Source organism: Leeuwenhoekiella palythoae (assembly GCF_900130045.1).
In the GTDB taxonomy this organism is placed as follows: Bacteria; Bacteroidota; Bacteroidia; order Flavobacteriales; family Flavobacteriaceae; genus Leeuwenhoekiella; species Leeuwenhoekiella palythoae.
Map to the genome: position 1 here is coordinate 219,468 of NZ_FQXT01000003.1, position 25,207 is coordinate 244,674.

General features: G+C 37.9%; 23 protein-coding genes and 1 tRNA gene. 12 read left to right on the top strand and 12 right to left on the bottom strand.

Going from position 1 to position 25,207, the window contains the following annotated elements:
* Nucleotides 1-27 precede the first annotated feature (27 nt).
* Genes lpxA through BUA96_RS08195 form a run of 4 tightly spaced genes read right to left on the bottom strand, consistent with a single transcriptional unit; the run spans nucleotide 28 to nucleotide 4,500 of the window.
* A complete protein-coding gene (gene lpxA / locus BUA96_RS08180; RefSeq protein WP_072982143.1) occupies nucleotides 28-813 on the bottom strand; it encodes an acyl-ACP--UDP-N-acetylglucosamine O-acyltransferase in 786 nt (261 codons plus the stop codon).
* A 4-nt stretch (nucleotides 814-817) separates the two neighbouring features.
* Nucleotides 818-2,227 carry a bifunctional UDP-3-O-[3-hydroxymyristoyl] N-acetylglucosamine deacetylase/3-hydroxyacyl-ACP dehydratase gene (locus BUA96_RS08185; protein ID WP_072982145.1) on the bottom strand — a complete coding sequence of 470 codons (1,410 nt, stop codon included), beginning with the start codon at nucleotides 2,225-2,227 and terminating at the stop codon, nucleotides 818-820.
* Nucleotides 2,217-3,245 carry a UDP-3-O-(3-hydroxymyristoyl)glucosamine N-acyltransferase gene (gene lpxD, locus BUA96_RS08190; protein WP_072982147.1) on the bottom strand — a complete coding sequence of 343 codons (1,029 nt, stop codon included), beginning with the start codon at nucleotides 3,243-3,245 and terminating at the stop codon, nucleotides 2,217-2,219. The genes BUA96_RS08185 and lpxD overlap by 11 nt, the downstream gene beginning before the upstream one ends.
* A 25-nt stretch (nucleotides 3,246-3,270) precedes the next feature.
* Nucleotides 3,271-4,500: an HD domain-containing protein gene (locus BUA96_RS08195; protein ID WP_072982149.1), complete on the bottom strand. Its 1,230-nt coding sequence runs from the start codon at nucleotides 4,498-4,500 to the stop codon at nucleotides 3,271-3,273.
* A gap of 81 nt (nucleotides 4,501-4,581) precedes the next feature.
* On the opposite strand from BUA96_RS08195, the gene porX reads away from it, so the two are divergent.
* From porX to BUA96_RS08220, 6 genes are all read left to right on the top strand, one after another.
* Nucleotides 4,582-6,135 carry a T9SS response regulator signal transducer PorX gene (gene porX, locus BUA96_RS08200; RefSeq protein WP_072982151.1) on the top strand — a complete coding sequence of 518 codons (1,554 nt, stop codon included), beginning with the start codon at nucleotides 4,582-4,584 and terminating at the stop codon, nucleotides 6,133-6,135.
* A 15-nt stretch (nucleotides 6,136-6,150) separates the two neighbouring features.
* Nucleotides 6,151-6,558, top strand: a complete 408-nt coding sequence (gene tsaE, locus BUA96_RS08205; protein ID WP_072982153.1) for a tRNA (adenosine(37)-N6)-threonylcarbamoyltransferase complex ATPase subunit type 1 TsaE — start codon at nucleotides 6,151-6,153, stop codon at nucleotides 6,556-6,558.
* Nucleotides 6,559-6,814: 256 nt separating this feature from the next.
* Complete coding sequence (locus tag BUA96_RS17280) at nucleotides 6,815-6,952, top strand: hypothetical protein (protein WP_164916921.1); 138 nt, start codon at nucleotides 6,815-6,817, stop codon at nucleotides 6,950-6,952.
* Nucleotides 6,915-7,484 carry a hypothetical protein gene (locus tag BUA96_RS17190; protein ID WP_128755669.1) on the top strand — a complete coding sequence of 190 codons (570 nt, stop codon included), beginning with the start codon at nucleotides 6,915-6,917 and terminating at the stop codon, nucleotides 7,482-7,484. Before BUA96_RS17280 ends, BUA96_RS17190 begins: the two co-directional genes overlap by 38 nt.
* 81 nt (nucleotides 7,485-7,565) lie before the next feature.
* Nucleotides 7,566-8,762, top strand: a complete 1,197-nt coding sequence (locus tag BUA96_RS08215) for an alanine dehydrogenase (protein WP_072982156.1) — start codon at nucleotides 7,566-7,568, stop codon at nucleotides 8,760-8,762.
* A 15-nt stretch (nucleotides 8,763-8,777) separates the two neighbouring features.
* Nucleotides 8,778-9,161: a DUF4258 domain-containing protein gene (locus tag BUA96_RS08220; protein ID WP_072982158.1), complete on the top strand. Its 384-nt coding sequence runs from the start codon at nucleotides 8,778-8,780 to the stop codon at nucleotides 9,159-9,161.
* Between the two features lie 64 nt (nucleotides 9,162-9,225).
* Here BUA96_RS08220 and BUA96_RS08225 read toward each other — a convergent pair whose 3' ends face one another.
* Complete coding sequence (locus BUA96_RS08225; RefSeq protein ID WP_072982159.1) at nucleotides 9,226-10,401, bottom strand: proline dehydrogenase family protein; 1,176 nt, start codon at nucleotides 10,399-10,401, stop codon at nucleotides 9,226-9,228.
* A gap of 87 nt (nucleotides 10,402-10,488) precedes the next feature.
* On the opposite strand from BUA96_RS08225, the gene aroB reads away from it, so the two are divergent.
* Nucleotides 10,489-11,568 (top strand): 3-dehydroquinate synthase, encoded by a 1,080-nt coding sequence (gene aroB / locus BUA96_RS08230; RefSeq protein WP_072982161.1) that lies wholly within the window; start codon nucleotides 10,489-10,491, stop codon nucleotides 11,566-11,568.
* Nucleotides 11,569-11,643: 75 nt separating this feature from the next.
* On the top strand, nucleotides 11,644-11,970 hold the full coding sequence (locus BUA96_RS08235; protein WP_072982163.1) for a hypothetical protein: 327 nt from the start codon (nucleotides 11,644-11,646) through the stop codon (nucleotides 11,968-11,970).
* An 82-nt stretch (nucleotides 11,971-12,052) separates the two neighbouring features.
* Here the strand turns inward: BUA96_RS08235 and trxB are convergent, their stop codons facing one another.
* Entirely contained in the window at nucleotides 12,053-13,009 is a 957-nt protein-coding gene (gene trxB, locus BUA96_RS08240; protein ID WP_072982164.1) for a thioredoxin-disulfide reductase, read from the bottom strand.
* Between the two features lie 244 nt (nucleotides 13,010-13,253).
* Between trxB and BUA96_RS08245 the strand changes: the two genes are divergently transcribed.
* Both BUA96_RS08245 and BUA96_RS08250 read left to right on the top strand, forming a co-directional pair.
* Nucleotides 13,254-14,384 carry a PQQ-dependent sugar dehydrogenase gene (locus tag BUA96_RS08245; RefSeq protein ID WP_072982166.1) on the top strand — a complete coding sequence of 377 codons (1,131 nt, stop codon included), beginning with the start codon at nucleotides 13,254-13,256 and terminating at the stop codon, nucleotides 14,382-14,384.
* On the top strand, nucleotides 14,381-14,833 hold the full coding sequence (locus BUA96_RS08250; RefSeq protein WP_084673102.1) for a c-type cytochrome: 453 nt from the start codon (nucleotides 14,381-14,383) through the stop codon (nucleotides 14,831-14,833). The genes BUA96_RS08245 and BUA96_RS08250 overlap by 4 nt, the downstream gene beginning before the upstream one ends.
* On the opposite strand, the gene BUA96_RS08255 is transcribed toward BUA96_RS08250, so the two are convergent.
* Entirely contained in the window at nucleotides 14,834-15,280 is a 447-nt protein-coding gene (locus BUA96_RS08255; protein WP_072982167.1) for a hypothetical protein, read from the bottom strand.
* Nucleotides 15,281-15,503: 223 nt separating this feature from the next.
* Here BUA96_RS08255 and BUA96_RS08260 point away from each other — a divergent pair.
* Nucleotides 15,504-15,578, top strand: a tRNA-Pro gene (locus BUA96_RS08260).
* 73 nt (nucleotides 15,579-15,651) lie between these two features.
* Here the strand turns inward: BUA96_RS08260 and BUA96_RS08265 are convergent.
* The gene (locus tag BUA96_RS08265; protein WP_072982169.1) at nucleotides 15,652-16,917 is read right to left on the bottom strand and encodes an alginate export family protein; all 1,266 of its coding nucleotides are present in this window, start codon (nucleotides 16,915-16,917) and stop codon (nucleotides 15,652-15,654) included.
* 153 nt (nucleotides 16,918-17,070) lie between these two features.
* On the opposite strand from BUA96_RS08265, the gene cobA reads away from it, so the two are divergent.
* Nucleotides 17,071-17,838 (top strand): uroporphyrinogen-III C-methyltransferase, encoded by a 768-nt coding sequence (gene cobA / locus BUA96_RS08270; RefSeq protein WP_072982171.1) that lies wholly within the window; start codon nucleotides 17,071-17,073, stop codon nucleotides 17,836-17,838.
* On the opposite strand, the gene BUA96_RS08275 is transcribed toward cobA, so the two are convergent.
* The 4 genes from BUA96_RS08275 to BUA96_RS08290 all read right to left on the bottom strand — a co-directional run bounded on the left by BUA96_RS08275 (nucleotide 17,832) and on the right by BUA96_RS08290 (nucleotide 25,206).
* A complete protein-coding gene (locus BUA96_RS08275; RefSeq protein ID WP_072982173.1) occupies nucleotides 17,832-19,271 on the bottom strand; it encodes a rubredoxin in 1,440 nt (479 codons plus the stop codon). The two genes, cobA and BUA96_RS08275, sit on opposite strands and share 7 nt — an antisense overlap.
* Nucleotides 19,268-22,792: a nitrate reductase gene (locus BUA96_RS08280; protein ID WP_072982175.1), complete on the bottom strand. Its 3,525-nt coding sequence runs from the start codon at nucleotides 22,790-22,792 to the stop codon at nucleotides 19,268-19,270. The genes BUA96_RS08275 and BUA96_RS08280 overlap by 4 nt, the downstream gene beginning before the upstream one ends.
* A gap of 169 nt (nucleotides 22,793-22,961) precedes the next feature.
* The gene (locus BUA96_RS08285) at nucleotides 22,962-24,392 is read right to left on the bottom strand and encodes a NarK family nitrate/nitrite MFS transporter (protein WP_072982177.1); all 1,431 of its coding nucleotides are present in this window, start codon (nucleotides 24,390-24,392) and stop codon (nucleotides 22,962-22,964) included.
* Nucleotides 24,393-24,528: 136 nt separating this feature from the next.
* A complete protein-coding gene (locus BUA96_RS08290; protein WP_072982851.1) occupies nucleotides 24,529-25,206 on the bottom strand; it encodes a response regulator transcription factor in 678 nt (225 codons plus the stop codon).
* Between the last annotated feature and the right edge of the window lies 1 nt (nucleotide 25,207).

Below are 25,207 nucleotides of genomic sequence, written 5' to 3' on the forward strand. Positions count from 1 at the left end.
ATTAATCTAAGCTGTTATAATCTATTATTAGTTTGCTGTAAAATAGCCTTTCATAATTCCGCGTTGCGAATTACGAATAAACTGAAGAATTTCATCACGTTCTGGAGTCGCCTCCATCTCGGCTTCAATAATGTTTACAGCTTGGGTGTTGTTGTAATTCTTTTGGTACAGAATACGGTAAATATCCTGTATTTCCCTGATTTTCTCTGTGGTAAAACCTCTTCGGCGTAGCCCAATAGAATTGATTCCCACATAAGAAAGCGGTTCACGACCGGCTTTTACGTAAGGAGGCACATCTTTACGAACTAAAGATCCACCGGTTACAAAGGCGTGACTTCCTATAGTACAAAATTGCTGCACGGCTGCCATTCCTGCTAGTACAACGTGGTCACCCACTACAATATGTCCTGCCAGTGTACTGTTGTTAGAAAAAATACAGTGATCGCCCACAATACAATCGTGCGCAATATGGCTGTATGCCATAATCCAACAATCGTGACCTATCTGAGTTTTCATTTTGTCTGTGGTACCTCTATTGATCGTAACACACTCTCTGATGGTTGTGTTATCGCCAATAATTGTTACCGTATCCTCATCATCAAACTTTTTATCTTGTGGAATTGCTGAAATAACAGCGCCGGGAAAAATATTTACATTTTTACCGATGCGTGCACCTTCCATTATGGTAACGTTAGATCCTATCCAACTTCCTTCTCCTATGACCACATTGTTATTGATCGTAGTGAAAGGTTCAATCACCACATTTTTGGCAATTTTGGCACCCGGATGTACGTATGCTAAGGGTTGATTCATAAATCTAGTCTTTCTTTACTTTTACAATTTGAGCCATAAGCTCAGCTTCAGATACCAATTTGCCATTTACATATGCACTTCCCTGCATGTGGCAAATTCCTCTGCGAATAGGCGATAACAGATCTAATTTAAAGATAAGTGTATCCCCCGGAAGCACTTGCTGCTTAAAACGCACATTATCTATTTTCATAAAATAGGTAAGGTAATTCTCAGGATCAGGAACCGTACTCAACACTAAAATCCCACCTGTTTGCGCCATTGCTTCTACCTGAAGAACACCCGGCATCACAGGAGCTCCCGGAAAATGCCCTACAAAGAAGGGCTCATTCATAGTGACGTTTTTAAGTCCCACAACACCGGTGTCTGTAATTTCCAGAATTTTATCTACCAATAGAAACGGTGGCCTGTGCGGAAGCATCGCCATAATTTGATGAATGTCTTTAACCGGTGGTTTTGACAAATCAAAATTAGGTACATTATTACGCTTTTCAAGCTTAATGATTTTCTTCAGCTTTTTTGCAAACTGTGTGTTTACAAAATGTCCCGGTTTATTGGCGATCACTTTTCCTTTGATAGGCATCCCTACTAAGGCTAGATCTCCAATAACATCAAGTAACTTGTGACGCGCAGCCTCATTAGGATGATGCAGCGTAAGGTTATCTAATATTCCATTAGATTTAACCGAAATATTATCTTTATTAAATGCTTTTCTCAACTTCTCCATAGTTTCAGGAGAAAGTTCCTTATCTACATAAACTATTGCATTATTAAGGTCACCGCCTTTAATGAGTCCGTGCTCAAGAAGCATCTCTATTTCGTGAAGGAAACTAAACGTTCTAGAGTCTGAAATTTCATCTTTAAATTCAGAAATACTCTTGATACTTGCATTCTGAGTGCCTAAAATTTTAGTACCAAAATCTACCATAGTAGTAAGTTGATATTCATCAGCCGGCATAAGCATAATTTCGCTGCCAGATTTGTCATCAACATAGCTAATCACTTCAGTCACCACGTATTCCTCGCGGCTAGCCTCTTGCTCCTGAATGCCTACTTTCTCAATAGCTTCAACAAAAAACTTTGAAGAACCATCCATAATTGGTGGTTCTGAAGCATTCAGTTCTATACAAATATTGTCTATTCCTAATCCAACGCAAGCAGCAAGTACGTGCTCACTCGTTTGAATGTGTACTCCCATTTTTTCGAGGTTGGTTCCCCTTTGGGTATTCACAACATAATCTGCATTTGCCTCTATAATAGGCTGTCCTTCAAGGTCAACGCGCTTAAAAAACATACCGGTATTTTCATCAGCAGGCTTAAACGTTAGCGTAACATTTTTACCTGTATGTAAACCAACGCCGGTTAAGGAAACCTCACCGGCGATTGTTTTTTGCTTTCCTTCAGCTTTACTTATCATTGGATTTTTGTTTTTCCAAATTATTTAATTGTTCTGCCAGACTTGGCAAATTTTTAAAGTGTACGTAAGATTTATTAAAATCATTATAGGATAGCGCCGGCGAACCTTGCACCGCTTCATCATTCTTAATATTTCTCGTGATTCCAGATTGTGCTTGAATACGCACGCGATCACCTATAGTAAGATGTCCCACGATACCTACTTGCCCTCCTATCATACAGTTCTTACCTATTTTAGTAGAACCTGCGATACCTGTTTGTGCGGCAATAGCGGTATGCTCTCCTATCTCTACGTTGTGTGCAATCTGAATTTGATTATCTAGTTTCACACCTTTACGTATGATCGTAGAACCCAAAGTAGCTCTATCTATCGTAGTTCCTGCACCGATATCTACATTATCTTCTATAATAACATTACCAGTTTGCGGAATTCTAGAATACTCACCATTTTCATCAGGGGCAAAACCAAAACCATCTGCGCCAATAATTGCACCACTATGCACATAAACTGTTTCGCCTAAAACACAATCAGAGTAAATTTTAGCTCCTTGAAAGATCACGCAGTTATCCCCTATTTTACAATTGTCGCCAATGTAAACATTAGGATAGATTTTGACATTGTTGCCTATGCTTACATTATTACCTAAATAGGCAAAGGCACCCAAATAAATATCATCACCGTAAGAAGCACTTTCTGAGATGTAGACGGGTTGTTCTATTCCCGACTTACTAAGTTTTACCTGATTGTAATATTCCAAAAGTTTTGAAAACGATTTATAAGCATCATCTACTCTTATAAGCGTAACGTCAAGATCGTGCTCAGGCTTAAAATTTTTATCAACTATAGCAATTGAAGCTTTAGTCTTATATATATATGGAGTGTATTTAGGATTCGCCAAAAAGGTGAGCGAGCCCGTGGTTCCATCTTCTATTTTTGAAAGTTTAGAAACTTCTGCTTCGGGATTCCCGTCCACAGAGCCTTCTAAAATTCCAGCAATTTGTTCAGCTGTAAATTTCATCATCGCAAAAATAGAAAAAAAGGGTTTAATTTAAGTGTTTGGGATAGCAGATATAGTTTTTTGTGATCACCTTTGACAAGGCCTTTAAACTCAATTGATCACTAGCAGAAATCACATCAATGACTTTTCCTTTTTTTGTAAGAATATTAATTGCTTCCTTTTTTAAGGTATAAGCTTGATTTGTAAGTGTACCGGTGAATACAAAATAATCTACTTCTTCATCAGAGATATTATAGTGGGCTTTAACCCGGCTCCTTTCCGTCTGAATAAAATCGGTTTTAAAGGGTTTCTTCTTAATCTTAATACGTGGTAATTTTCGATCAATAATTGTTTTACAAAGTGTACGCAAAACAAAATCGTCTTCCTCACACCACGCCTTCATTGCTGAAATTATATCGTAATCATCTAATTTTGAAAAAACTTCAAGCGCCTCTTGATCAAAGATGCCTTCTGCATTTTTCTTTTTTAGAAAGTATCCAAGCGCCGTACTTGCCGGAAGCTTATAACCTGCTTCGGTAAGCGCTTTTGCACGCTTTAAAACTTTTACAAGAACTTGCTCAGCCACCAAACTGGTCTTGTGCAAATACACTTGCCAGTACATCAAACGTCGTGCTACCAAGAATTTTTCGATGGTATAAATCCCCTTTTCCTCTACCATCAATTCATCATCCTTTACATTCAGCATCGCGAGAATACGGTCTGTATTGATGTTTCCTTCGGCCATTCCTGTATAAAAACTATCTCTTTTAAGATAATCTGTACGATCCATATCTAATTGCCCCGAAACCAATTGATGCAAGAATGGACGGTGGTAGGTTCCCTTAAAAATTTTAAGAGCCAGGGTTAAACTTCCGTTAAACTCCGAATTGAGATACTCAATAAATTGAAGCGAAATCTGCTCGTGATGCACCCCTTCTGCGATACTGTTTTCCATCGCGTGTGAAAAAGGTCCGTGACCTATGTCGTGCAATAATATAGCAACTAGCGTAGCCTCCTTTTCTTCCGCAGAGATCTCAACGCCCTTTTGCTCAAGCTTTTCCATAGCTTTTTGCATAATATGCACACAACCTATTGCGTGATGAAAACGGGTATGATGGGCCCCGGGATACACTAAATAAGACAAGCCCATTTGAGAAATACGGCGCAGGCGCTGAAAGTATTTATGCTCAATTAAGTTAAAGATGAGCCCGTTGGGTATGGTAATAAAGCCATAAATAGGGTCGTTAATTATCGTAAGTTTGTTAGGAGTCTTCAAAAAGAAAGGCTTTAAAATTTTAAATAACGCGCTGTGCGCAACAGGTGATTTTTAAAATCACCTTATACAAAGATACTATATATGAGTACGATTAAAATACTATGGGTAGATGATGAAATTGATTTATTAAAACCTCACATCTTATTTTTAGAAAAGAAAAATTATGAGGTGACCACGTGTCAGAGTGGTACCGAAGCTATTGAACTTGTTGAAGAGCAAAACTTTGATGTGGTTTTTCTTGATGAAAATATGCCGGGCCTTACCGGTCTTGAAACCTTGAGCGAGATCAAAGCAAAACGTGACACGCTGCCGGTCATTATGATTACTAAAAGTGAAGAAGAATACATAATGGAAGAGGCTATTGGCTCTAAAATCGCTGATTACCTTATAAAGCCTGTGAATCCCAATCAAATTTTGTTGAGTCTGAAAAAGAACTTAGATACAAGCCGACTGGTTTCAGAAAAAACAACGCTCAATTACCAGCAAGAATTTAGAAAAATTGCGATGGATATGGCGCAGGTGAATTCTTATGAAGAATGGGTAGAACTCTATCAAAAGTTGATTTATTGGGAGCTTGAATTAGAGAATATTGAAGATCAGAGTATGCAAGAAATTCTGGAGTCTCAAAAAACCGAAGCAAATAGTCAGTTTTTCAAATTTATTGAGCGTAATTATAAAGACTGGTTTAGCGATGAAGATCGTCCTACAATGTCACACACATTATTTAAAGACAAAATTGTGCCTCAGATCAAAAAGGACGATGCGCCGGTTATGCTTATTGTGATAGATAATTTAAGATACGATCAGTGGAAATCTTTTGAACCTATAATAAGTAACTATTACAAAAAAGAAAGTGAAAGCGCTTATTACAGCATTCTGCCAACCGCTACACAATATGCGCGAAACGCGATTTTCTCCGGCTTGATGCCAAGTGAGATGGAAAAACAACATCCTGATCTTTGGTTAAACGATACGGATGATGGCGGAAAGAATTTAAATGAAGACAAGTTTCTAGAAGCACAACTGAAGCGTTTAGGGCTGAGTAACCTGAATTGGGAATATCATAAGATTACCAATCTTAAAAGCGGAAAAAAACTAGTAGAGAATTTCAATTCGCTCAAAAAAAATGATCTTACCGTACTCGTATACAATTTTGTTGATATGCTCAGCCATTCTAAAACGGAAATGGAAGTTATAAAGGAGTTAGCAAGTAACGATAAATCATATCGCTCCCTTACCGAAAGTTGGTTCAAGAATTCTCCCCTTTTAGAAATGATTCAGAAATCACAACAACTCGGGTTTAAGATTATTCTCACCACAGACCACGGAACCATAAATGTGAAAAATCCGTCAAAAGTAATTGGTGATAAGAATACCAGTTTAAATTTAAGATATAAGACGGGGCGTAGTTTGACGTATGAGCAAAAGGATGTGTTAGAAGCTAAAGAACCAAAATCAATTCATTTGCCTACCATTAATATGAGTAGCTCGTTTATTTTTGCCAAGGGAGATCTCTTTTTTGCTTATCCTAATAATTACAATCATTATGTGAGCTATTTTAGAAACACCTATCAACACGGTGGTGTTTCTCTTGAGGAGGTGATCATTCCGTTTATTGTATTAAACCCAAGATAACATCGCTGTCTTTATATGGAATATACCTATGCATTAGATCAGATTGACGAAGTAGCTGAAGCCTTAATCAAGAATTTAAAATTTTCAACAATTCTATTCTATGGAGATTTAGGCGCAGGTAAAACAACTTTAATTAAAGCTTTGGTTAAAAGGTTGGGCTCAGCAGATAATGTTTCGAGCCCAACTTTTTCATTGATTAATGAGTATAAAACAGATGCAGGCGCATCCATTTTTCATCTGGATTTATACAGGCTAAAAGATGAAAATGAAGCTTACGATTTAGGAATTGAAGAACTTTTAGAAACTGACAGTTTAAAATTAATTGAGTGGCCTCAAAAAATTAACAGTTTACTTGATGATGAAGTTCATTCAGCGAGAATTTTTTCGACAAAAGATAATGTAAGAACACTTGAATTTTTATAACTTTGTTAAAAGTATGTTAAAGCAAAAATTGTACTGTGAAGATTTTTCTTACAAGTTAAAAATCACGAAAAAGTTATAGTCAAAATTTGTACGAGTAAAAGAATTATTCCTAAATTGGCATTATAATTATAATCGATAAAATGTGTTAATGCCATTTTTTGTGAGGCAAATATAGAAGAATTATAAAATGCAGTAGGGTGTAAAAAGTTGTTCATCTTTGAACCAACAAATCATTAACACTCAAACACATTTTATTATGAAACTTAAAGCATTACTCCTAGGCCTTTTAATTGCAGGTGCAACAGCAGTTACTTACACAGCACAAGATACTAACGCAGATTATGCAGCGAAAAAAGTTGACCCAACTAAGATCAGAGTCCCTTCTAACGGGTAGTATATTAGCAGCTTTTATTGCTGGTACGCCATACTTTTTTTACTTATATGAAGGTTTTCCAGATGTCAAAATCTGGGAAACCTCTTTTTTTGGTTTTGACATACGATACGAAAGTGGATTTTATCAAAGTGTTAACGTGGCCGGATGGTTATTTTTTAGCAAATTAATCCCGCTCCTACTGTTATTGATTTGGTTTTTCACTTGTAAGCATTGGTGGTATCACTCCTTAATTATCCCTATTTGTATGTATATTTTTCAAATATACAGTTTGTTTAATGAGGATATTTTCTATAAAGATAGTGTCGAAATTTATTATCTAGCTCCCTTAATACTTTTTGCATTCATTTTCCTTTATACAGTACGTATGAAAATTTTCGATCGTATTCATAATATCGATTTGTCTGAGCTTGAAAGAGTCTCTTTTAAAGGAAAAATTAGAGATGAAGATGAACTGACAAATCAATATCCTTCATTTTCCAAAGAGGACGAGCAAGAAGACGACGATGATGATGAACCTTTATTTATGGGATAGTCATAAGAATTCTACTTCAATCTCTTTTTTTCCCTAAATAATAATGTTTAATTTGAGGTTTATTTTTAACTAAATCATCAAATGATTCAAAATAGCCCTTTTACCCGAGAACAGCTGATTCCGCAAGAAGAAAAGCTTGAGATTGAGCAGCGTAAAGGTTCGCTATTTATAGGTATCCCAAAAGAAAATCACTTTCAAGAAAAACGCGTTTGCCTTACTCCTGATGCAGTGGGAGCCCTAGTTGCACACGGGCATCGTGTGCTCATCGAATCACAGGCAGGTGAAAATGCTCGTTTTACAGATCACGATTATTCTGAAAATGGTGCAGAAATCACTTCTGATCGGGCCAAAGTTTTTGGCTGCCCGATGGTATTAAAAGTAGAGCCGCCTTCTCTTGAAGAGCTTGAGATGGTGAATCCGCAAACGGTGATCATTTCTGCACTGCAACTCAAAACTCAGAAAAAAGAATACTTTAAAATTCTAGCTACAAAACGCATTACAGCACTTGCTTTTGAATTTATTAAAGATGCTGATGGCACCTACCCTGCCGTTAGAGCGTTAAGTGAAATTGCCGGTACCGCATCTGTACTTATCGCTTCAGAACTGATGTCACGGCAAGATGGAGGTAACGGATTGATGTTTGGCAATATTAGCGGAGTTCCCCCTGTGGAAGTTGTGATCATTGGTGCGGGCACAGTTGGTGAATTTGCAACACGCTCTGCACTGGGTCTTGGTGCTAACGTAAAAGTTTTTGACAACTCTCTTACTAAACTACGTTGTCTTCAAGTAAGTGTGGGCCAACCTTTATATACGTCTACCATTCAGCCAAAAAATTTACTTAAGGCTTTGCGCCGTTGTGATGTAGCTATCGGAGCCGTGAGAGGTAAGGATAGATCTCCTGTAATCGTTACAGAGACCATGCTAGAATATATGAAACCGGGATCAATCATTATCGATGTTAGTATTGATATGGGTGGTAGCTTTGAAACTTCAGAAGTTACCTCGCACGATAAGCCTACCTTTGTCAAACACGATGTGGTACATTATTGTGTGCCTAATATTCCTTCTCGTTACGCGAGAACTTCCTCACTATCAATTAGTAATATTTTTACGCCGTATCTTTTAGAAATTGGTGAACACGGCGGACTAGAAAATAGTCTGCGTATCAATAAAGGTTTAAAAAACGGATTGTATTTTTACCGCGGAATTCTTACCAGCAAGTCTGTTGCAGATTGGTTTGATCTTCCATTTAGAGATATCAATCTCTTATTTTTTTAGATCTAAATACAGCACATGAAAATTTTATACCGATTAGGTTTCTATCTTGGTGGTTTTGCTATTGGCCTTATTCTTTTAGCTTTTTTTGTAAAAGGTAGCGGGGTTGAATTACCCTCTTGCGATTATATGCCTAATGCACGCGTACTCAAAACCATCCGGAATAATGGTTACACACTCTCTGAGCAAGCTGAAAAACAATTACAAGAATTAAAGCTTGACACTTCAGATTTAAACACTGTTTTCCTAGAAGGGGAAGTTGATTTTGATAAAAGTGATACCCGAAAAGAACCGTGTGGATTTTATATGATTCATTCACAAGAAACGATGCCCACTCCTATTACTACAACACTTGAACTTTGCGACGAAACTTTTGAAGTTTTGAGTGTGATTAAGCATTAAATTCAACCTGCTTTATAATTAAAAAGGCCTACCAGAGAGGTAAGCCTTTTTAATATAAGTCCGTCTAATTTAGTTTGCGACGTCTGCGTTCTTCCTGAATTAACGAAAGCTCTCGGTTGGTTTGACCCGCAACCGAAGTATTTTCTTCAGCTCTTCTTATCAAGTAGGGCATCACATCTTTAACAGGCCCAAAAGGAACGTATTTGGTAACGTTATACCCTTCCTTTGCCAAGTTATAGCTAATGTGATCACTCATACCATATAATTGACCAAACCATACACGACCATCATCTGGAGCAATTTCTTTCTGTGCCATAATTTCGATAGCCAAATAATTACTTTCTTCATTATGCGTCCCAATGAATGCCCAAATATCTTCTAGGTTGTCAAAGATGTAAACTAACATCGCATTAAAATGCGCATCAGTTTCAGGCTTATCTTTACAAATTGGAGAATCATAACCTTTTTCTTCGGCACGAGCACGCTCTTTTTCCATATACGCGCCGCGCACGATTTTTATCCCTAAATGATATCCTTTTTCGATTCCGTCTTGATGCAGATCCTTTAAATAAGCTAAACGATCCCAGCGATAACATTGCAAGGTTGTAAAAACAATGGGTTTCTCTTGATTATAAGTTTGCATCATCTCAAGTACAAGATCATCTACAGCACCTTGCATCCAACTTTCTTCGGCATCAATAAGCAATTTTATATCACAAGCTTTTGCTTTTTTACATACTTTATGAAAACGCTCCTGAATACGTTTCCATTCTTGTTGTTCTTTATCTGAAAGCGTTTCATTTTCGGTAACCTTTCGCCAAACTTCAAAACGGCCAAAACCGGTAGGTTTAAAAACCGAAAAAGGCATCCCGGGTCGGTCTTTAGCAAAATCAATAAGACTCATCACGCGTTCTAGAGCAGAATCAAATAAACTTTCGGTCTCCTTCCCTTCTACCGAAAAATCTAAAACAGAATGTACATTTTTACTGTACATCGCATCAATGGTAGAAACACAATCTTTCTCACTTACCCCACCGCAAAAATGATCAAAAACGGTAGCGCGCACCAAACCTTCTACCGGAAGACTGGCGTTTAATGCAAAGCGAGTAACCGCCGTGCCTATTTTTACCAAAGGCTGCAAGGAAATCATCTTAAACAAGAAGTAAGCTCGCTCAAGCTCACTATCTGATTTTAAAGAAAATGCAGTCTTTGTATCATCAAATATTTTTTGTTCTAACATATTCTAAAATTAGGCGTCAAATATAGCCAAATCGCAAAGGGATTGTTATAAAAAGATATTAATTTCACAACCTCAAAAAACTTTAACATGGAAGCAATTCAAGCTAAAGATTATCAGGTTGTTTTTGGCGAAAACGGCTACTCAAATCTTAATGCTATTTTAAAGGAAAAAAATTACAGCATCCTGTTTGTGCTTGTAGACAGTAATACACACGAGCATTGTTTGGCGCCTTTTCTTCAGAATATAGTCACTCAAACGACTATTGAAATTATAGAGATTGATCCGGGTGAAGAGTTTAAAAATCTTGAAACGTGTGAAGGAGTATGGAATGTGCTGTCAGAGCTGAATGCTGATCGCAACAGTGCCTTGATCAATCTTGGTGGTGGTGTCGTAACTGATCTTGGCGGTTTTGTAGCATGTTGTTTTAAACGCGGCATTGATTTCATCAATATTCCTACTACCTTACTCGCAATGGTTGATGCTTCTGTAGGTGGAAAAACCGGTGTAGATCTCGGACCGTTAAAAAATCAAATTGGGATCATTAGTAATCCTGAGCTGGTTCTGGTTGACACTCATTTCTTAGGAACGCTTTCTGTTGAAGAACTGCGTAGCGGTTATGCCGAAATGCTTAAACATGGCCTCATCAGTTCTGAAGCGTATTGGAATACGGTAAAGCAAGCAAAATATACAGATTTTGAAAGTCTGGCTGAATTGATCAGACAATCTATTGCTATAAAAAACGAAGTGGTTTTAGAAGATCCCTTCGAGAAGAATAGAAGAAAAAGTCTCAATTATGGGCATACGCTAGGTCACGCCATTGAATCTTATTTTATGGAAAGCGATCAAAAAGAACGCTTGCTGCACGGTGAAGCCATCGCAATTGGTATGATCTTGGCCAATTATTTATCTAGTGAATTGTGCAGTCTGCCTAAATCAGAGTGTGATGTAATTTCAGAAGCGATCTTGGCCTTCTACCCTAGCGTTGAATTTACAGAAAAAGATATAGAGAGTATCATCACTTTACTCAAGTACGATAAGAAAAACAGCCACGGAAAGGTGCTCTTTGTTTTGCTTAATCGTATAGGCGAAGTTGTTCTCAATCAAGAAGCTTCAAACGAATTGATTTACAATGCTTTTGAGTATTATAAAAAATTAAAAAAGAATTAAGTGAATAGTGTTGCACAACCCATTCGTTTTTTTTTACATTTAACCACAATTTGCAACAAAAATTAAATTTTATTTATGCGTCGCGTAATAGTTGATTTTAAAAAGCTTACCCCAGAGATTCTTGCGCTTCTGGTTGATAAGTACCCCTACGGATATGATGATGACCACATCATATCATTTAAAAATGCTCAAAACGAAACCATCGAGTGTGTAGAAGTACGCACTGCAGATACGATATACTTGGTGAAGGTGAGTAAAAAGTTAGAAACGTCTATGGAAAATTATGACGTTGAAGATTATGATGATGATGATCTAAACGAGCCAATTTCTGAAATCCCTGAAAAAATGGATGAAGAAGATGAGGAAATGGTTGATGATGAATCTGAAGAAGACGAGGATTAGAACGGTTCTTCAGTAATAAGCATAAAAAAAGCTCTTGCTAATGCAAGAGCTTTTTTTATTTGTAAGCATGTTATAAGTATTATTATGCTTCAACTTTTTCTTCCACAGATGCTAAATAACGTTCTGCATCTAGTGCTGCCATACATCCTGTTCCAGCGGCAGTAATAGCCTGACGGTATTCTTTATCTTGAACATCTCCACTCGCAAACACACCAGGTTTACCGGTTTTAGTAGATTTTCCTTCAGTAAGAATATAACCGGTTTCGTCCATTTCCAGCTGTCCTTTAAAAATGTCAGTATTCGGCTTGTGACCAATAGCGATAAATAGACCTGTGATCTCGATTTCAGATACTTCTTTAGTCTGATTGTTGATCATTTTCAATCCTTCTACTACTTGCTCACCTACTACTTCTTCAACTTCAGTATTATAAAGTACGGTGATATTTTTTCTTGAATTCACACGATGTTGCATTGCTTTTGAAGCACGCATCTCATCTTTACGCACAAGCATTGTAACGTGCTCACAAATGTTAGCAAGATAAGTAGCTTCTTCCGCAGCAGTGTCCCCACCACCTACGATAGCCACACGCTGATTTTTATAGAAAAATCCATCACAAACCGCACAGGCCGAAACACCACCACCGCGCAAGCGCTGCTCACTAGGTAACCCGAGGTAGCGCGCTGTTGCACCTGTTGAAATGATCACAGATTCTGCTTCGATCTCAGTAGTATTATCTACGGTAGCTTTATGAATGCCTCCTTCCTCAGAAGAAAATTCAACGTTGGTAATCATTCCTATACGCACTTCGGTACCAAAACGTTCTGCTTGTTGCTGCAACTGCACCATCATAGTTGGACCGTCAATTCCTTCAGGATATCCGGGAAAATTATCAACTTCAGTGGTCGTAGTTAATTGTCCACCGGGTTCCATACCTGTGTAGACTACCGGTTTCAAATCTGCTCTTGAAGCATAAATTGCTGCGGTGTAACCTGCAGGACCAGACCCAATAATTAAACATTTAATACGTTCTACTGCCATTTTATTTAAATATTATCCACGTGCTGTGGAATTCTACATTTTTTATATTTATTGAAAGATCAACTCTTGGCCTAATATCATAAACTCTAGTGATCTAAACAAAAATAGTTTTTTAGCTATACTTATAAAGACTAGTCAATCGCTAATTATAAGTCGTTATTAACAATGCAAATTTACACCGATGTTTGAATTCTACTATTAGGGATTGTTAGGTTTTCACTATTTTTAAATCAAAATTTCTTATATGAAAAACTTTAGCATTCTTCTTTTATCCGTGCTTACCACAGTAATCGCTTGTGCTCAAAACCCTAAAGAGGTTAAAGATAATGATGTACCTATTACAGTTTCTGAAGCCTACGAATACGAAGTCATTGTTCCTGACTTGATCAATCCTTGGGGAATGGCATTCTTGCCAGACGGAAGCTTACTCATAACAGAGAAATCAGGCGAACTAATTCACTTTGTAAACGGTGAGAAAATAACTATTGACGGAGTTCCGGAAGTTTACAATCGGGGGCAAGGCGGATTATTAGATATTCAGTTGAGTCCGAATTATGAAAGTGACGGATTTATATATTTCACCTACTCTTCTACCGAAGGTGAAGCCAAAGGAGGAAACACTGCGCTTATGCGTGCGCAATTATCGGGCAATAGCCTCAGTAATCAAGAAGTGCTTTATAAAGCTACGCCCAATACCACTAAAGGCCAGCACTGGGGTAGTCGTATCGTATTTGACGATGCTGGCCACGTATTTTTTACAGCAGGTGAACGTGGTGAGCGTGATATTAATCCACAAGATATCACTCGCGACAACGGTAAAGTGTACCGCTTAAATTTAGACGGAAGTATACCCACAGATAATCCATTCGTAGGAACTGAAAATGCTAAAGAGGCCATTTGGTCTTACGGGCATCGCAATCCGCAAGGGATGCTCATCAACCCAGAAACAAACGAAATTTGGGTGCACGAGCACGGTCCACGTGGTGGCGATGAAATCAATGTAATTAAAAAAGGTGCTAATTATGGCTGGCCGGTCATTACCTACGGAATCAATTACAGCGGTACAGATATTACAGACATTACCAAAAAGGAAGGAATGGAGCAACCTCTTTACTATTGGGTACCTTCAATCGCACCTAGCGGAATGGCAATGGTTACCAGTGATGCCTATCCAGAATTAAAAGGCAACCTTTTAGTAGGTTCTCTTAAGTTTGTTTATCTCGAAGCACTCTATTTAGATGAAAACAATTCAGTTATAAAAAGAGAAAAACTGCTGGACGGTGTTGGTCGTGTGCGTAATGTAATTCAAGGCCCAGACGGCTTCGTTTATGTTGGTGTTGAAGGAGTAGGAATCGTAAAACTTGTACAAAATTGAAAACTGCATTAATCACACTCGCGAGCTTCGCAATTATTATAATTTTTTCAGCGTCTAAAGGAGATCAAAGTTTTGGCACTAGTGCGTCTGTTTATATTCCTATTCAAAAGGATACCTCATTGCAAAACAGTATAAAGCGCGGAAAGACCGTGTACGAAGACTTTTGTATGCAATGTCATATGGCGACCGGAGAAGGTATTCCGGGGGCATTTCCGCCTTTGGCTAAAGCAGATTATTTATTAAATAATAGAACCAAAGCTATTCACGCGGTGAAATACGGTTTACAAGGCCCTATAACCGTAAACGGAACCGATTATAACAGTATAATGGCTCCGTTAGGATTGTATGATGACGAGGTTGCAGATGTTATGAATTACATCTTAAATTCCTGGGGAAATTCTTCAGATAAACCCGTCACCGAAAAAGAAGTTGCGGCGATAGAGAAATAGCTATTCGATACGTTTGTAGTTTTCAGAGAAAATACGATTACCTTCTTCATCCACAGTGATTTGACTGTATTCATTCTCTGAAATCTGCAATTCGAATGTAAAAATACGTAGGGTGTCAATAACATTCATCATGCTCTCCGATCCATACTCTAGCGTTTCTTTAAGCTGATCATCTGAAGCGACATAACTGCCGTATCCAAACCATTCAACGGAATCTTTGGGTACATAGCGCGTCCACATCACGCGGTCTTTAGTATACATTTTTATTTGACGATAACCATCAGTCGTTGCTACAGTATCAACGACTTCATTTTCGTCATAATGATAAAAGTCTCTGAGCTCCCAGGTACCTCTGATTAAAACATCATTGTCCTGTTTGATTTCGGTTTGATTTGTACTGTAAACAGTACTGATCAAAAAAATAAGCGTTATTAAAGATAGTTTCATAATATTGAGATTGAGGAATTAAACAAATACTACCTTTAAGGTACAAAAAATTATTATTCAATAAACTATAACGTTATAATTTTAAAATATTTAAACAATTAACTTTATTTAATGAATATTCACTAATTGATATAAATTATAGTGGCAACGCTATTATGTGTTATATAGGATTAAAACTTTGTGGTCTGTTACAAATATTTATATTTGCAGCCTGCAAAAATTTCGGGATGTAGCTTAGTCCGGTTAAAGTGCGCGTCTGGGGGGCGCGAGATCGGAGGTTCGAATCCTCTCATCCCGACAATACGAAAAAAGAAAGCCTGCTGAAGATCATTTTCAGCAGGCTTTTCATTAAATGATAGGTAACCACTTCCCTAGTCAAAATTATGATTGAATAACTTTGGATTGATAACAAGCAGCGCCCATCCCCAATTGTTTGTATTTTCTGAAGTGACTCCATTTTTGATTAAAGACATATTTGATGAAGCAAACATATGCGAATAGCCCAACTGTAATTTTATATTTTTGATCAACGGCTGCGTATAAACCAGATCTAATTCAGTTCCTAAATACTTATCTGTAGTCTCGGCTAATGAACCATTTGAGGTAAAATAATGCAGGGCAGTAAGCAAGGTAGCGCGTTCACCGGTTTTAAAAACAGCTTTTGCGTGAAAATCATTAAGCCCCACATTATTGGCGTGATTACCCACATAGAAATAATCCATAAACCCGTTGAATTTATGATTGGTCCCATATAGAGGAAAAAATGATTTACGGTCTGAACTTCCTTGATCAGAACCACTTAGCAATTCGGCACCTACCCCAAGAAGCGTGCTACCTACTTTATATGTGGCGTTTAGTGCCAATTGATAAGCAGATAACGACTCATCTACAGGATAGGCTTCACCAAATTGATAATACGCACTTCCTGATAACTTCAGCTTGGCTACAGGAAACGTAAAATAAGAACCCACAGTATGCGTATAATACACGCCATCTGCCTGCGTCATATCTTCTTGAGCAAAACGCTGAAAACCTGTATTTAAACCTAGTAAACTAAAGCTTGATTGCTCCCAACTTTGCTTAAAATAAACATACTGCATACTCTTATAAGTAAAGAACCCCGGGATGTTATATGTAGTACCTAAAATAGATTCACCTTGCTGACTAAAAGCAAATCCCAGATCAAGCTGTGTACGTTCTTTTTTATATTTTAAAAGAGCAGCATCGTGAAAACGACCTTGCATAGCCCAATCTAAACCTCCAAAAATGCGTTGGTCGTCATAAGAGATCACTTGTCTTCCCAACTTGGTAGACCAATGGGTACCCAGTTGAAGTTCTGCCCAAGCTTGAAAGAGCATAAACGAATCATTACCATCAGCCGGCAGAATCTGTCTCGTATCGCCCCAAGTGCTCACGTCTTGAACTGCAATAAAAAGTTTGAGCTTTTCGGCTGAGTAATTAAAATTTAAACGTGCTCGTTGTCTTACAAATGCTGCAGGTTCTGCATTGTCTGGAAAAAGCGTAGTAAACCCGTGGCGGTATTCAAAGCGTTGCCGTAAATCGGCGTCAACAGTAAACTCCTGTGCTCCCATTTGAAACATGCAGAAGAAAAGCAGAGTAATGGTAATGTTTTTCATAATAGCGTTTTAAAATTCCCATTCAAATATATTTTAAAATTTGATTTATTACGTATTAATACTTAATTTTATTCTAATTATTTGAGATAATTAATTTCAATAGCAATTAATTACAGAGATTTCAATAAAATAATACGTATATATATCTAAATTATGAATACAGGAAAACTCATACTACTCGGTGCCGGACCCGGCGATCCAGAATTACTGACGCTAAAAGGTTTAAAAGCATTGAAAAGTGCAGATATAGTGCTTTATGATGCATTAGTTAATCCCGAAGTATTAAAACACTGCAAACCGGAAACCGAATTGATCTTTGTTGGAAAACGCAAGGGGTGCTATGCCTATCACCAAGATCAAATAAATGATCTGATTGTAGATAGAGCTCAGAATAATGCTATAGTGGTGCGTCTTAAAGGCGGTGATCCATTCATTTTTGGTCGCGGTGCCGAAGAAATGCTATACGCTGCTCAACGCGGAATATCGGCAAGCGTAATCCCAGGAATCTCCTCGTGTAATGCTGTACCTGCATTACAAAATATACCGCTCACAAAGCGAGGTGTTTCTGAAAGTTTTTGGGTGATAACCGGTACGACCAAAGCGCATACGTTATCTAAGGATGTGGAGCTCGCTGCACAGAGTAACGCAACTGTAGTAATACTTATGGGTACTTCTAAACTCAATGAGATTCTGGACTTATTTAAAGCTCAAAACAAATATGAACTGCCCGTAGCCATTATTCAAAATGGCAGTTTAAGTAATGAAAAAATAGCCATAGGAACGGTTAATACCATCGCTCAAATTTACAAAGAGAAACAACTGAGTAATCCTGCTATTATTGTTTTAGGCCACGTAGTAAATCATAGAGATCAGATGTTGCAGATCGCTCAGCAAGTAGAAACACAACCGAGCGCTTACTGATTCAATTCTGCCATAAAAGATATTTTACTAAAATTCTCTTTTGGCCCCTCACACAACGAGCAACAGTATTCGTTGGGTAGTTTTTCAAAAAGTACTCCAGGTTGTATGTTTTGCGTCTGATCGCCAAATCTATAATCATAAATTGTTTGACACGAATTGCACTGATACACCGCTACTTTTATAGTTTGAAGTTTTGGAGCACTTACTTCTTTTGCAGGTTTTTTATCTCCTAAATTTTTAAAATACATTTGACTAAGTTCCATCAATAAGGCGGGTAATTCAGACTGATCTACATCTTGAACGTGCACAATATAATCTTGCGTATTGGGATCAAAATCCCGAGCATAAACAATATTAAAGCTAGCTCTGGCTTCAAATTCAACCGGTAAAACATCGGGTTTATTTCTTTCGATAACAATTGATGTGAAATACGAACCGCTTCGATAAAAGTCTGCAATGCCAAAGGTTAACCCATATGTGCTGATGTCTTGCTTATTGAATGAGTCAACTAAAAACTGTTTTAAATTCAAAGCCATTTCATTCGCAACCGGCAAATGCCAATTGAGCTCAAGCATACTGTGCCTAACATTGATTCCTGATAACCCTAAGAATTTTTCCCAAGCCAGTTTATCTTCCGAAGGAATTCCTTTAACTATAAATGATTTAAAGGGTGTTAGTGCGATTTTGCCAATTTTAGAGGTTACACACAAATCACATAATCCTTTTAAAAATTTTATGTCATACTTGTTATTTCGCCAATACAAGCCTAACCAATACTTGCCAGATTGCATACGGTTCATTCCTTCACAATAAGGAAAAGGTTGAAAATCCATCGCTAAAGGAGATGAAACCGTTTTGTTATTTAAATCGGTAGCATCGATGACCAGATCAAAAACCATCTCAACATTCTGGGGTTCTTCTTTCAGAATTCTTTCAACAGCTTCTGCTATCTGTGCCAAATCCCAACTGTAGATCAATACCGGATACATCTGCGTTTTTTCCCAATGTGGAAGACGCATATATAGATACCAATAATCTTCTTGTTCAGAAGCGATAAAATTCAAGTGTCCTGTAAACAAGGGCACTACGCGCTGTTTAGGATCTACAATATTTATTTTAAGCTTTGGTGTATTCTGAAACTGTTCGAGAATATATAAGTAACGATCTCCAGTAAGCCAATGGGTACTTGCAAACAGGTCACTCGTAACATAAGAACTCATTATATTTTCTACCCGATCGCCATCAGGGGTCACCAATCTAAGACTTGAAGAATTATCTACTATTTTATTTTGAGTCAAAAACAAAATATCCTGTCGAGACCCAAAAGCAATAGTGTCTAAATCTAGACGCTCTGCTTGATCTAGAATAATTTTTAACTCACCAGGAGACACCACTCCTCCTTTTACAATTACTCTTGAAAATTGCTGTCTCATAGTTTTACAGTCGCTTCGGTTAATATTTCACGTACTTCGGTTTTACAGCTTCCGCAGCCTAGTCCGGCTCCGGTTTGATCACAAAGTGCAGTAAAATCTGTGCATCCCTGTCTTATTGCTTCTTCAATATTGCCGCTTCCCACCTGACTACATGAACAAATAAGTTTACCTTTTACCGGCTCTTGCTTGGTTGCTCCTCTAAGTAATAATTCGCGTTTTTCTGCAAGTTCAATGCGGCTGTCAATTAAATTCTTGAATTCTGCAAACTCTTGCTTGTCCCCCATCAAAATTGCTCCTACTAGTAAATCATCTTTGATGATGCATTTTTTATAGTATTGTTTTGAGACATCCATAAAAATAACTTCCTCATACGAAGGATCATTTTTAGGCACACTCACCTGTCCTATACTACAGAGGTCTAAATCTTCAAACTTGAGAATATTCATCAACACAGAACCCTTATAAGGATTGCTAATATCGCCTGCTAAATAGTTAGCCAGAATATTAGCCTGTTCTTCAGCCGCTGCGGTGATCCCAAAAGTTTGGTTTCTAAATTCTGCTATTTCCCCAAGGGCAAAAATAGAGGCCTCTGAAGTTTGCATATACTCATTTACACGTAGCCCTTTACCCATTTTTAATCCAGCCTTGCGTGCAATCTCAATATTAGGTCGCGTACCTACGGCATAGACAATTGCGTTAGCTTCCAAAACTTTTCCACTTTTTAGAGTGACCTCTAAACTATGACTTTCTTCCGCGTCAAAAACCGTACTCACTTCATTGTCAAAATAGATCTGAATTCCGCGTTGCTGCACATTGTTTGCAAGCATATTACTGGCTATACTATCCAATTGCCGCTCCATTAAATATGATGAGCGCTGAATGATGGTTATTTTAACTGATTTATGCCGAAGCGCCGCTGCCAATTCAAGTCCTAAAAGTCCGCCTCCTACAATCACGACATGTTGCTGATCATTAGGAATTCCCGATTGCATCAAGTACTTTTTAAATCGATCTGCATCAAGTTTATCCCGCATAGTAAACCTACCCGGAAGATCTAATCGCACATCTGTAGGAACAAAGGCCCTGCTTCCGGTGGCGATGATTAATTTATCATAGGCATGATAAATACCTTGACTGTCTTTTAAGGTTCTCGATTTCTTATCGATATCAACAATAGAATTATTCTTAAAAAGTCTGATATCTAATGTAGAAAGGTGTTGCTCTTTTATTTTAAGCAACTGCTCCCAGGATAATTCTTCAGTGATATATTCCGGCAGGAGCACCCGATTATAAAAGGGATGTGCTTCTTTTGAAAAGACACAAATAATATCTTGTGTATTGCGCTCTCTATAATTTTGAATAAAGCGAAATGCAGCTGCTCCCGAACCTATAACGACGATTTTTTCTCGCTTTTTAGTATACTTTTCCACACGTACCGCAGTAAACTTAAAGTCTGGTTCTTTGCTCTGAGGATCCACCATATTTTGCGTCAAATTATTGGTGCGATTGAGATCAGAGGCTAACTTTTTTCCCCAATGCATAGGTAAAAACACAACGCCCTGTCGTATGGTATCAGTAAGTTTTGCTTTTACACGAACATTACCGTTTTCGCTAGCAACCTCACAAATAGTTCCTTCTCTTATCTTTAGTTTAACGGCATCAACCGGATGAATTTCCAATACCGGTGTGGGATAATGCGTTTTTAAACGGGACACCTTGCCGGTTTTTGTCATGGTATGCCATTGATCGCGCACACGACCTGTTGTTAACACAAAGGGATATTCGGCATCAGGCTTTATAGAACGATTGTACAAAGTAGACGGAATATTAAATACCGCCTTTTTACTAGGTGTATAAAACTTTTTATCCTCAAACAAACGCGGTGTTCCGGTATGTCTGTATGTATTCACCGGCCATTGAAATGTTCCCTCGTTTTTTAGACGATCATAATTAAGGTAAGAAATATCAATATTGGTGCCTTTAGTCATCGCGGCGTATTCTTGATAAATCTCTGAGGTATTGTAGTAATCAAAGCCTCTGAACCCCATTTTTTGTGCAAAATCACAAAGTATTTCTACATCTGGCCTTGCCTCACCGGGTGCCTCCACAACCTTAGGCAAGTGCGAAATCCTTCGTTCTGAATTGGTCATCGTTCCTTCTTTCTCCAGCCATCCTGCAGCAGGCAAAATTAAGTCTGCATATTGCAACGTATCTGATCGCTTAGAAATGTCCTGAACCACAACGAATTTTGCATTTTGAAGGGCTTTATCAACCTTCCGCACATCTGGCAAACTCACAGACGGATTGGTGCAAATAATCCATACTGCTTTTAATCGTCCTGTCTCTAAGGCTTCAAACATCTGTGTTGCGGTGTAGCCCGGTTTTCCAGAAATCTCGTTTACACCCCAGAAATGAGCGACTTCGCGACGATGATTTTCATTCATTAAATCTTTGTGCACCGCTAATAAATTAGCCATACCGCCCACTTCACGACCTCCCATAGCATTAGGTTGACCAGTGAGTGAAAAAGGACCCGAGCCCGGCTTGCCAACTTGACCGGTAATTAAAGATAGGTTTAAGAGGGCAAAATTCTTATTAGTACCTACGACGCTTTGGTTTAAGCCCATCGCCCACATACTTATAAAACCTTTACTGATGCCTATTATGTCAGCAGCCTTTTTTATGTCAGCCACCGGAACTCCACATTGCTTTGCAGCTTCCTTTAAAGACAGTTGCATAACTTGAGCCCGATATTGCGCAAAACCTTCGGTGTGATTATCTATGAAATCTTTATCTACCAGACCTTGTTCTAAAAGTCTTCGGCCAATGGCGTTATATAGAATGATATCAGTACCGGGCAACAGCTGAAGATGTAAATCTGCATAAGCTGCGGTATCTGTACGTCGTGGATCTACAGCTATTGTTTTAACATCGGGATTCTTTTCTTTATGTGCTTCAATACGCCGAAACAGTATAGGATGGCAATACGCCGGATTAGCTCCGGTAATCAAAAAACAATCTGCCAGTTCAATATCTGCATAAGCAATAGGAACAGAATCTTCACCAAAAGTCTTTTTATAGCCCACCACTGCACTACTCATACACAAACGGCTATTGGTATCAATATTATTAGTTCCTAAAAAGCCTTTTACAAGTTTATTGGCGATATAATATTCTTCGGTTAAGCATTGCCCTGAAACATAGAAGCCCACGCTATCCGGACCGTGCTGTTTGATAATGGATTTAAAAACATGTGCAGCACGCTCTAATGCAGTATCCCAATCTACCCTATCCAGATTAGGATGCGATTTACTCCAGCGCATTTGAGGATAAAGCAACCGGTCTGAAGTATCATTTACCACATAATGAAGGTTTCTGCCTTTTGAGCACAGCATACCTTTATTTACCGGGTGGTCTGGATCACCTTCAACCGAAACTTTATTCTTAGAGTCTTTCTTTATGAGTAAACCGCACCCTACTCCACAATAGGAACAAGTAGATTTTATTGAGTTATCCTGCATAAACGAGAAATACGTTTGTTTAATGAATTACGAGCTCTGTATCAAATTTATCAAGGAAGTCTATAATTGGGCTACCGCAGATAAGTTTGCTCTACTAAGGTTAAAGTTTTAGGGGTATTATCAAAATTAAATGCGCTAAAATAAATTTTAAGAATACCCTCAATACTTTTTATGCATTAGACGGAATAAAGTTTTCTTGCCCCGAAAGCTTTAATTCTTCGATCGCATTCTTTTCATCTGCGGTAGAGAACTTTATAGCATAAGCTAATAGACCGATGACGAACACCATAATTCCTATAATGAAATATCCACTAGAAACTGCTGTTGCTGCAGCTTCTGATTGTGCTAAGCGAATGACCTCTTCACTGGCACCAGAATTAGCATTGATTGCTGCTTGCTCTGCAACTGCAGCTTTTGATTTCAAAAGCATTGCTGCTAAAAAAGCACCTACATTACCCCCTGCACCCACGATTCCTGAGATAGAACCAATAGCTTTTTTATTAATAAATGGAACAACAGAGAAAGTTGCGCCTTCGGCCATTTGCACCGAAAGACTAAAAGCAACTAGAAAAATAATTCCTAACAATAGACTGGTAATGGTAGAAAAGGTAACAAGCATTACTCCCTCAACAGCCAAGATGGCCACAAGAAATAAAACACGACCACGAAGACCTTTTAATTTTCCGAAGCGGTCTCCAAAATACCCGCCAAGCGTTCTCGCGAATAAATTCATCAAAGCAAAAGAGAGCACGATATTACCGGCTGTTATGCGTTCAAGATTAAACGTATTTTGCAAATAATCATCCATTGTCCCGTAAACGGTAAGCTCTATTCCAAAACAAGCCGCATAGACCACAAATAAGATCCATACGCGATAATCTTTTAAGGCTTCGAGAAAACCAACTTCATCCTTCTTTTTTCCTTTGATCTTTTTTCCCGCCGCTTTAATCTCTTTGAAATTTCCTTCAGGAGTATCCTTTGTAAAAAAGAAATAGACGATCCCCATTAAAAAGCAAATTACTCCGGCAATAACAAGTGAATACCTCCAGGCATCTGCTTCCGCAACACCTAAACCTATGATAGCCGCAGCTATAAGTGGCATAATTAAACGGTTGGCTCCACCTCCCATATTTCCCCATCCTGCAGAGGTTGCATTTGCAGTCCCAACTATATTAGAAGCAAACATCAGTGAGGTGTGTACTTGTGTAATCACAAAACTCGCCCCAATAAAACCAATAAATAATCTACATATTAAGAATTGTAAGGGTGTCTGCACGAGACCACATAATATTACCGGTATAGCTCCAAGCAATAACAACCAAGTGTAACATAATCTTGGTCCGTATTTATCGCATAGTTTTCCTATAAGTAAACGGGCAAATACAGTACCTGAAACGGCAAGTATTACAGAATTCCATTTTTGAGCAGGCGTAAGTCCTAAATCTCTAACCACATCGGGCATAAAAGGCACAATACCAAACCAAGCGAAAAAACATAAAAAGAATGCAATTGATGTGATCCAAAATGTTCGCATTGGAACACTGGTAAAATCTCGAAAATTTAGGCGCGTTGCCTTAGCTGAAGTGATTGTTGTTTTCATAATTAAGTATTTATACTCACAAATATAAGTATATATACTTAACTAAAATACGTAGTTTAAAGTTTTAAGGAATTCCTAATACCTTTTAAATCTGATTGTTGTGTTTTATAGATATTCTAGTAATCACGCTGTCGTATTAAGAAATATTGAATGCTGAAACCTTATTCGCCAACTCCATAAGATTTTTAACTTCTAATTTTTTCATCAAATTGAAACGATGCACCTCACAAGTACGTTTGCTAATATTAAGCTCCTCTCCTATTTCTTTGTTACTCTTTCCTTCGAGAACCAAATTTAATATCTGCTGTTCACGCTTAGTAAGACTAAAAGCATCTGCAACAGATTCTTTCTTTGTTTCTTGTTTGGGTACAGAAGACACATTACCATTCACAAAGTTGTTGATGATTATAGAGGAGAGTTCGCCTGCAAAATACTTTTCGCCATTTTTAATCGTATTTAAAGCCTTTATAAATTCTTCTTTACTTGAGCCTTTAAGCAAATATCCGTCTGCACCTGCTTGAATGGACTGCAACACATATTCTTCACTATCGTGCATAGATAAAACCAAAGTCTTTACAGGAATAGCTTCGTTTTTTATAGCTTGTACCACTTCAATACCATTCATTTCAGGCATTCTAATATCTACAATAAGTAAATCTGGAGTGGTCTCTTTGATAACTTGTAATGCTTCTTTACCATTTGAGGCTTCATCTATGACCATAATTTCATGCTCTTCTTCTAAAAGCGCCTTTATACCATCGCGTACTAGAACGTGATCATCTGCTAGTATAACTTTAAGTGTTTCAGTATCCATA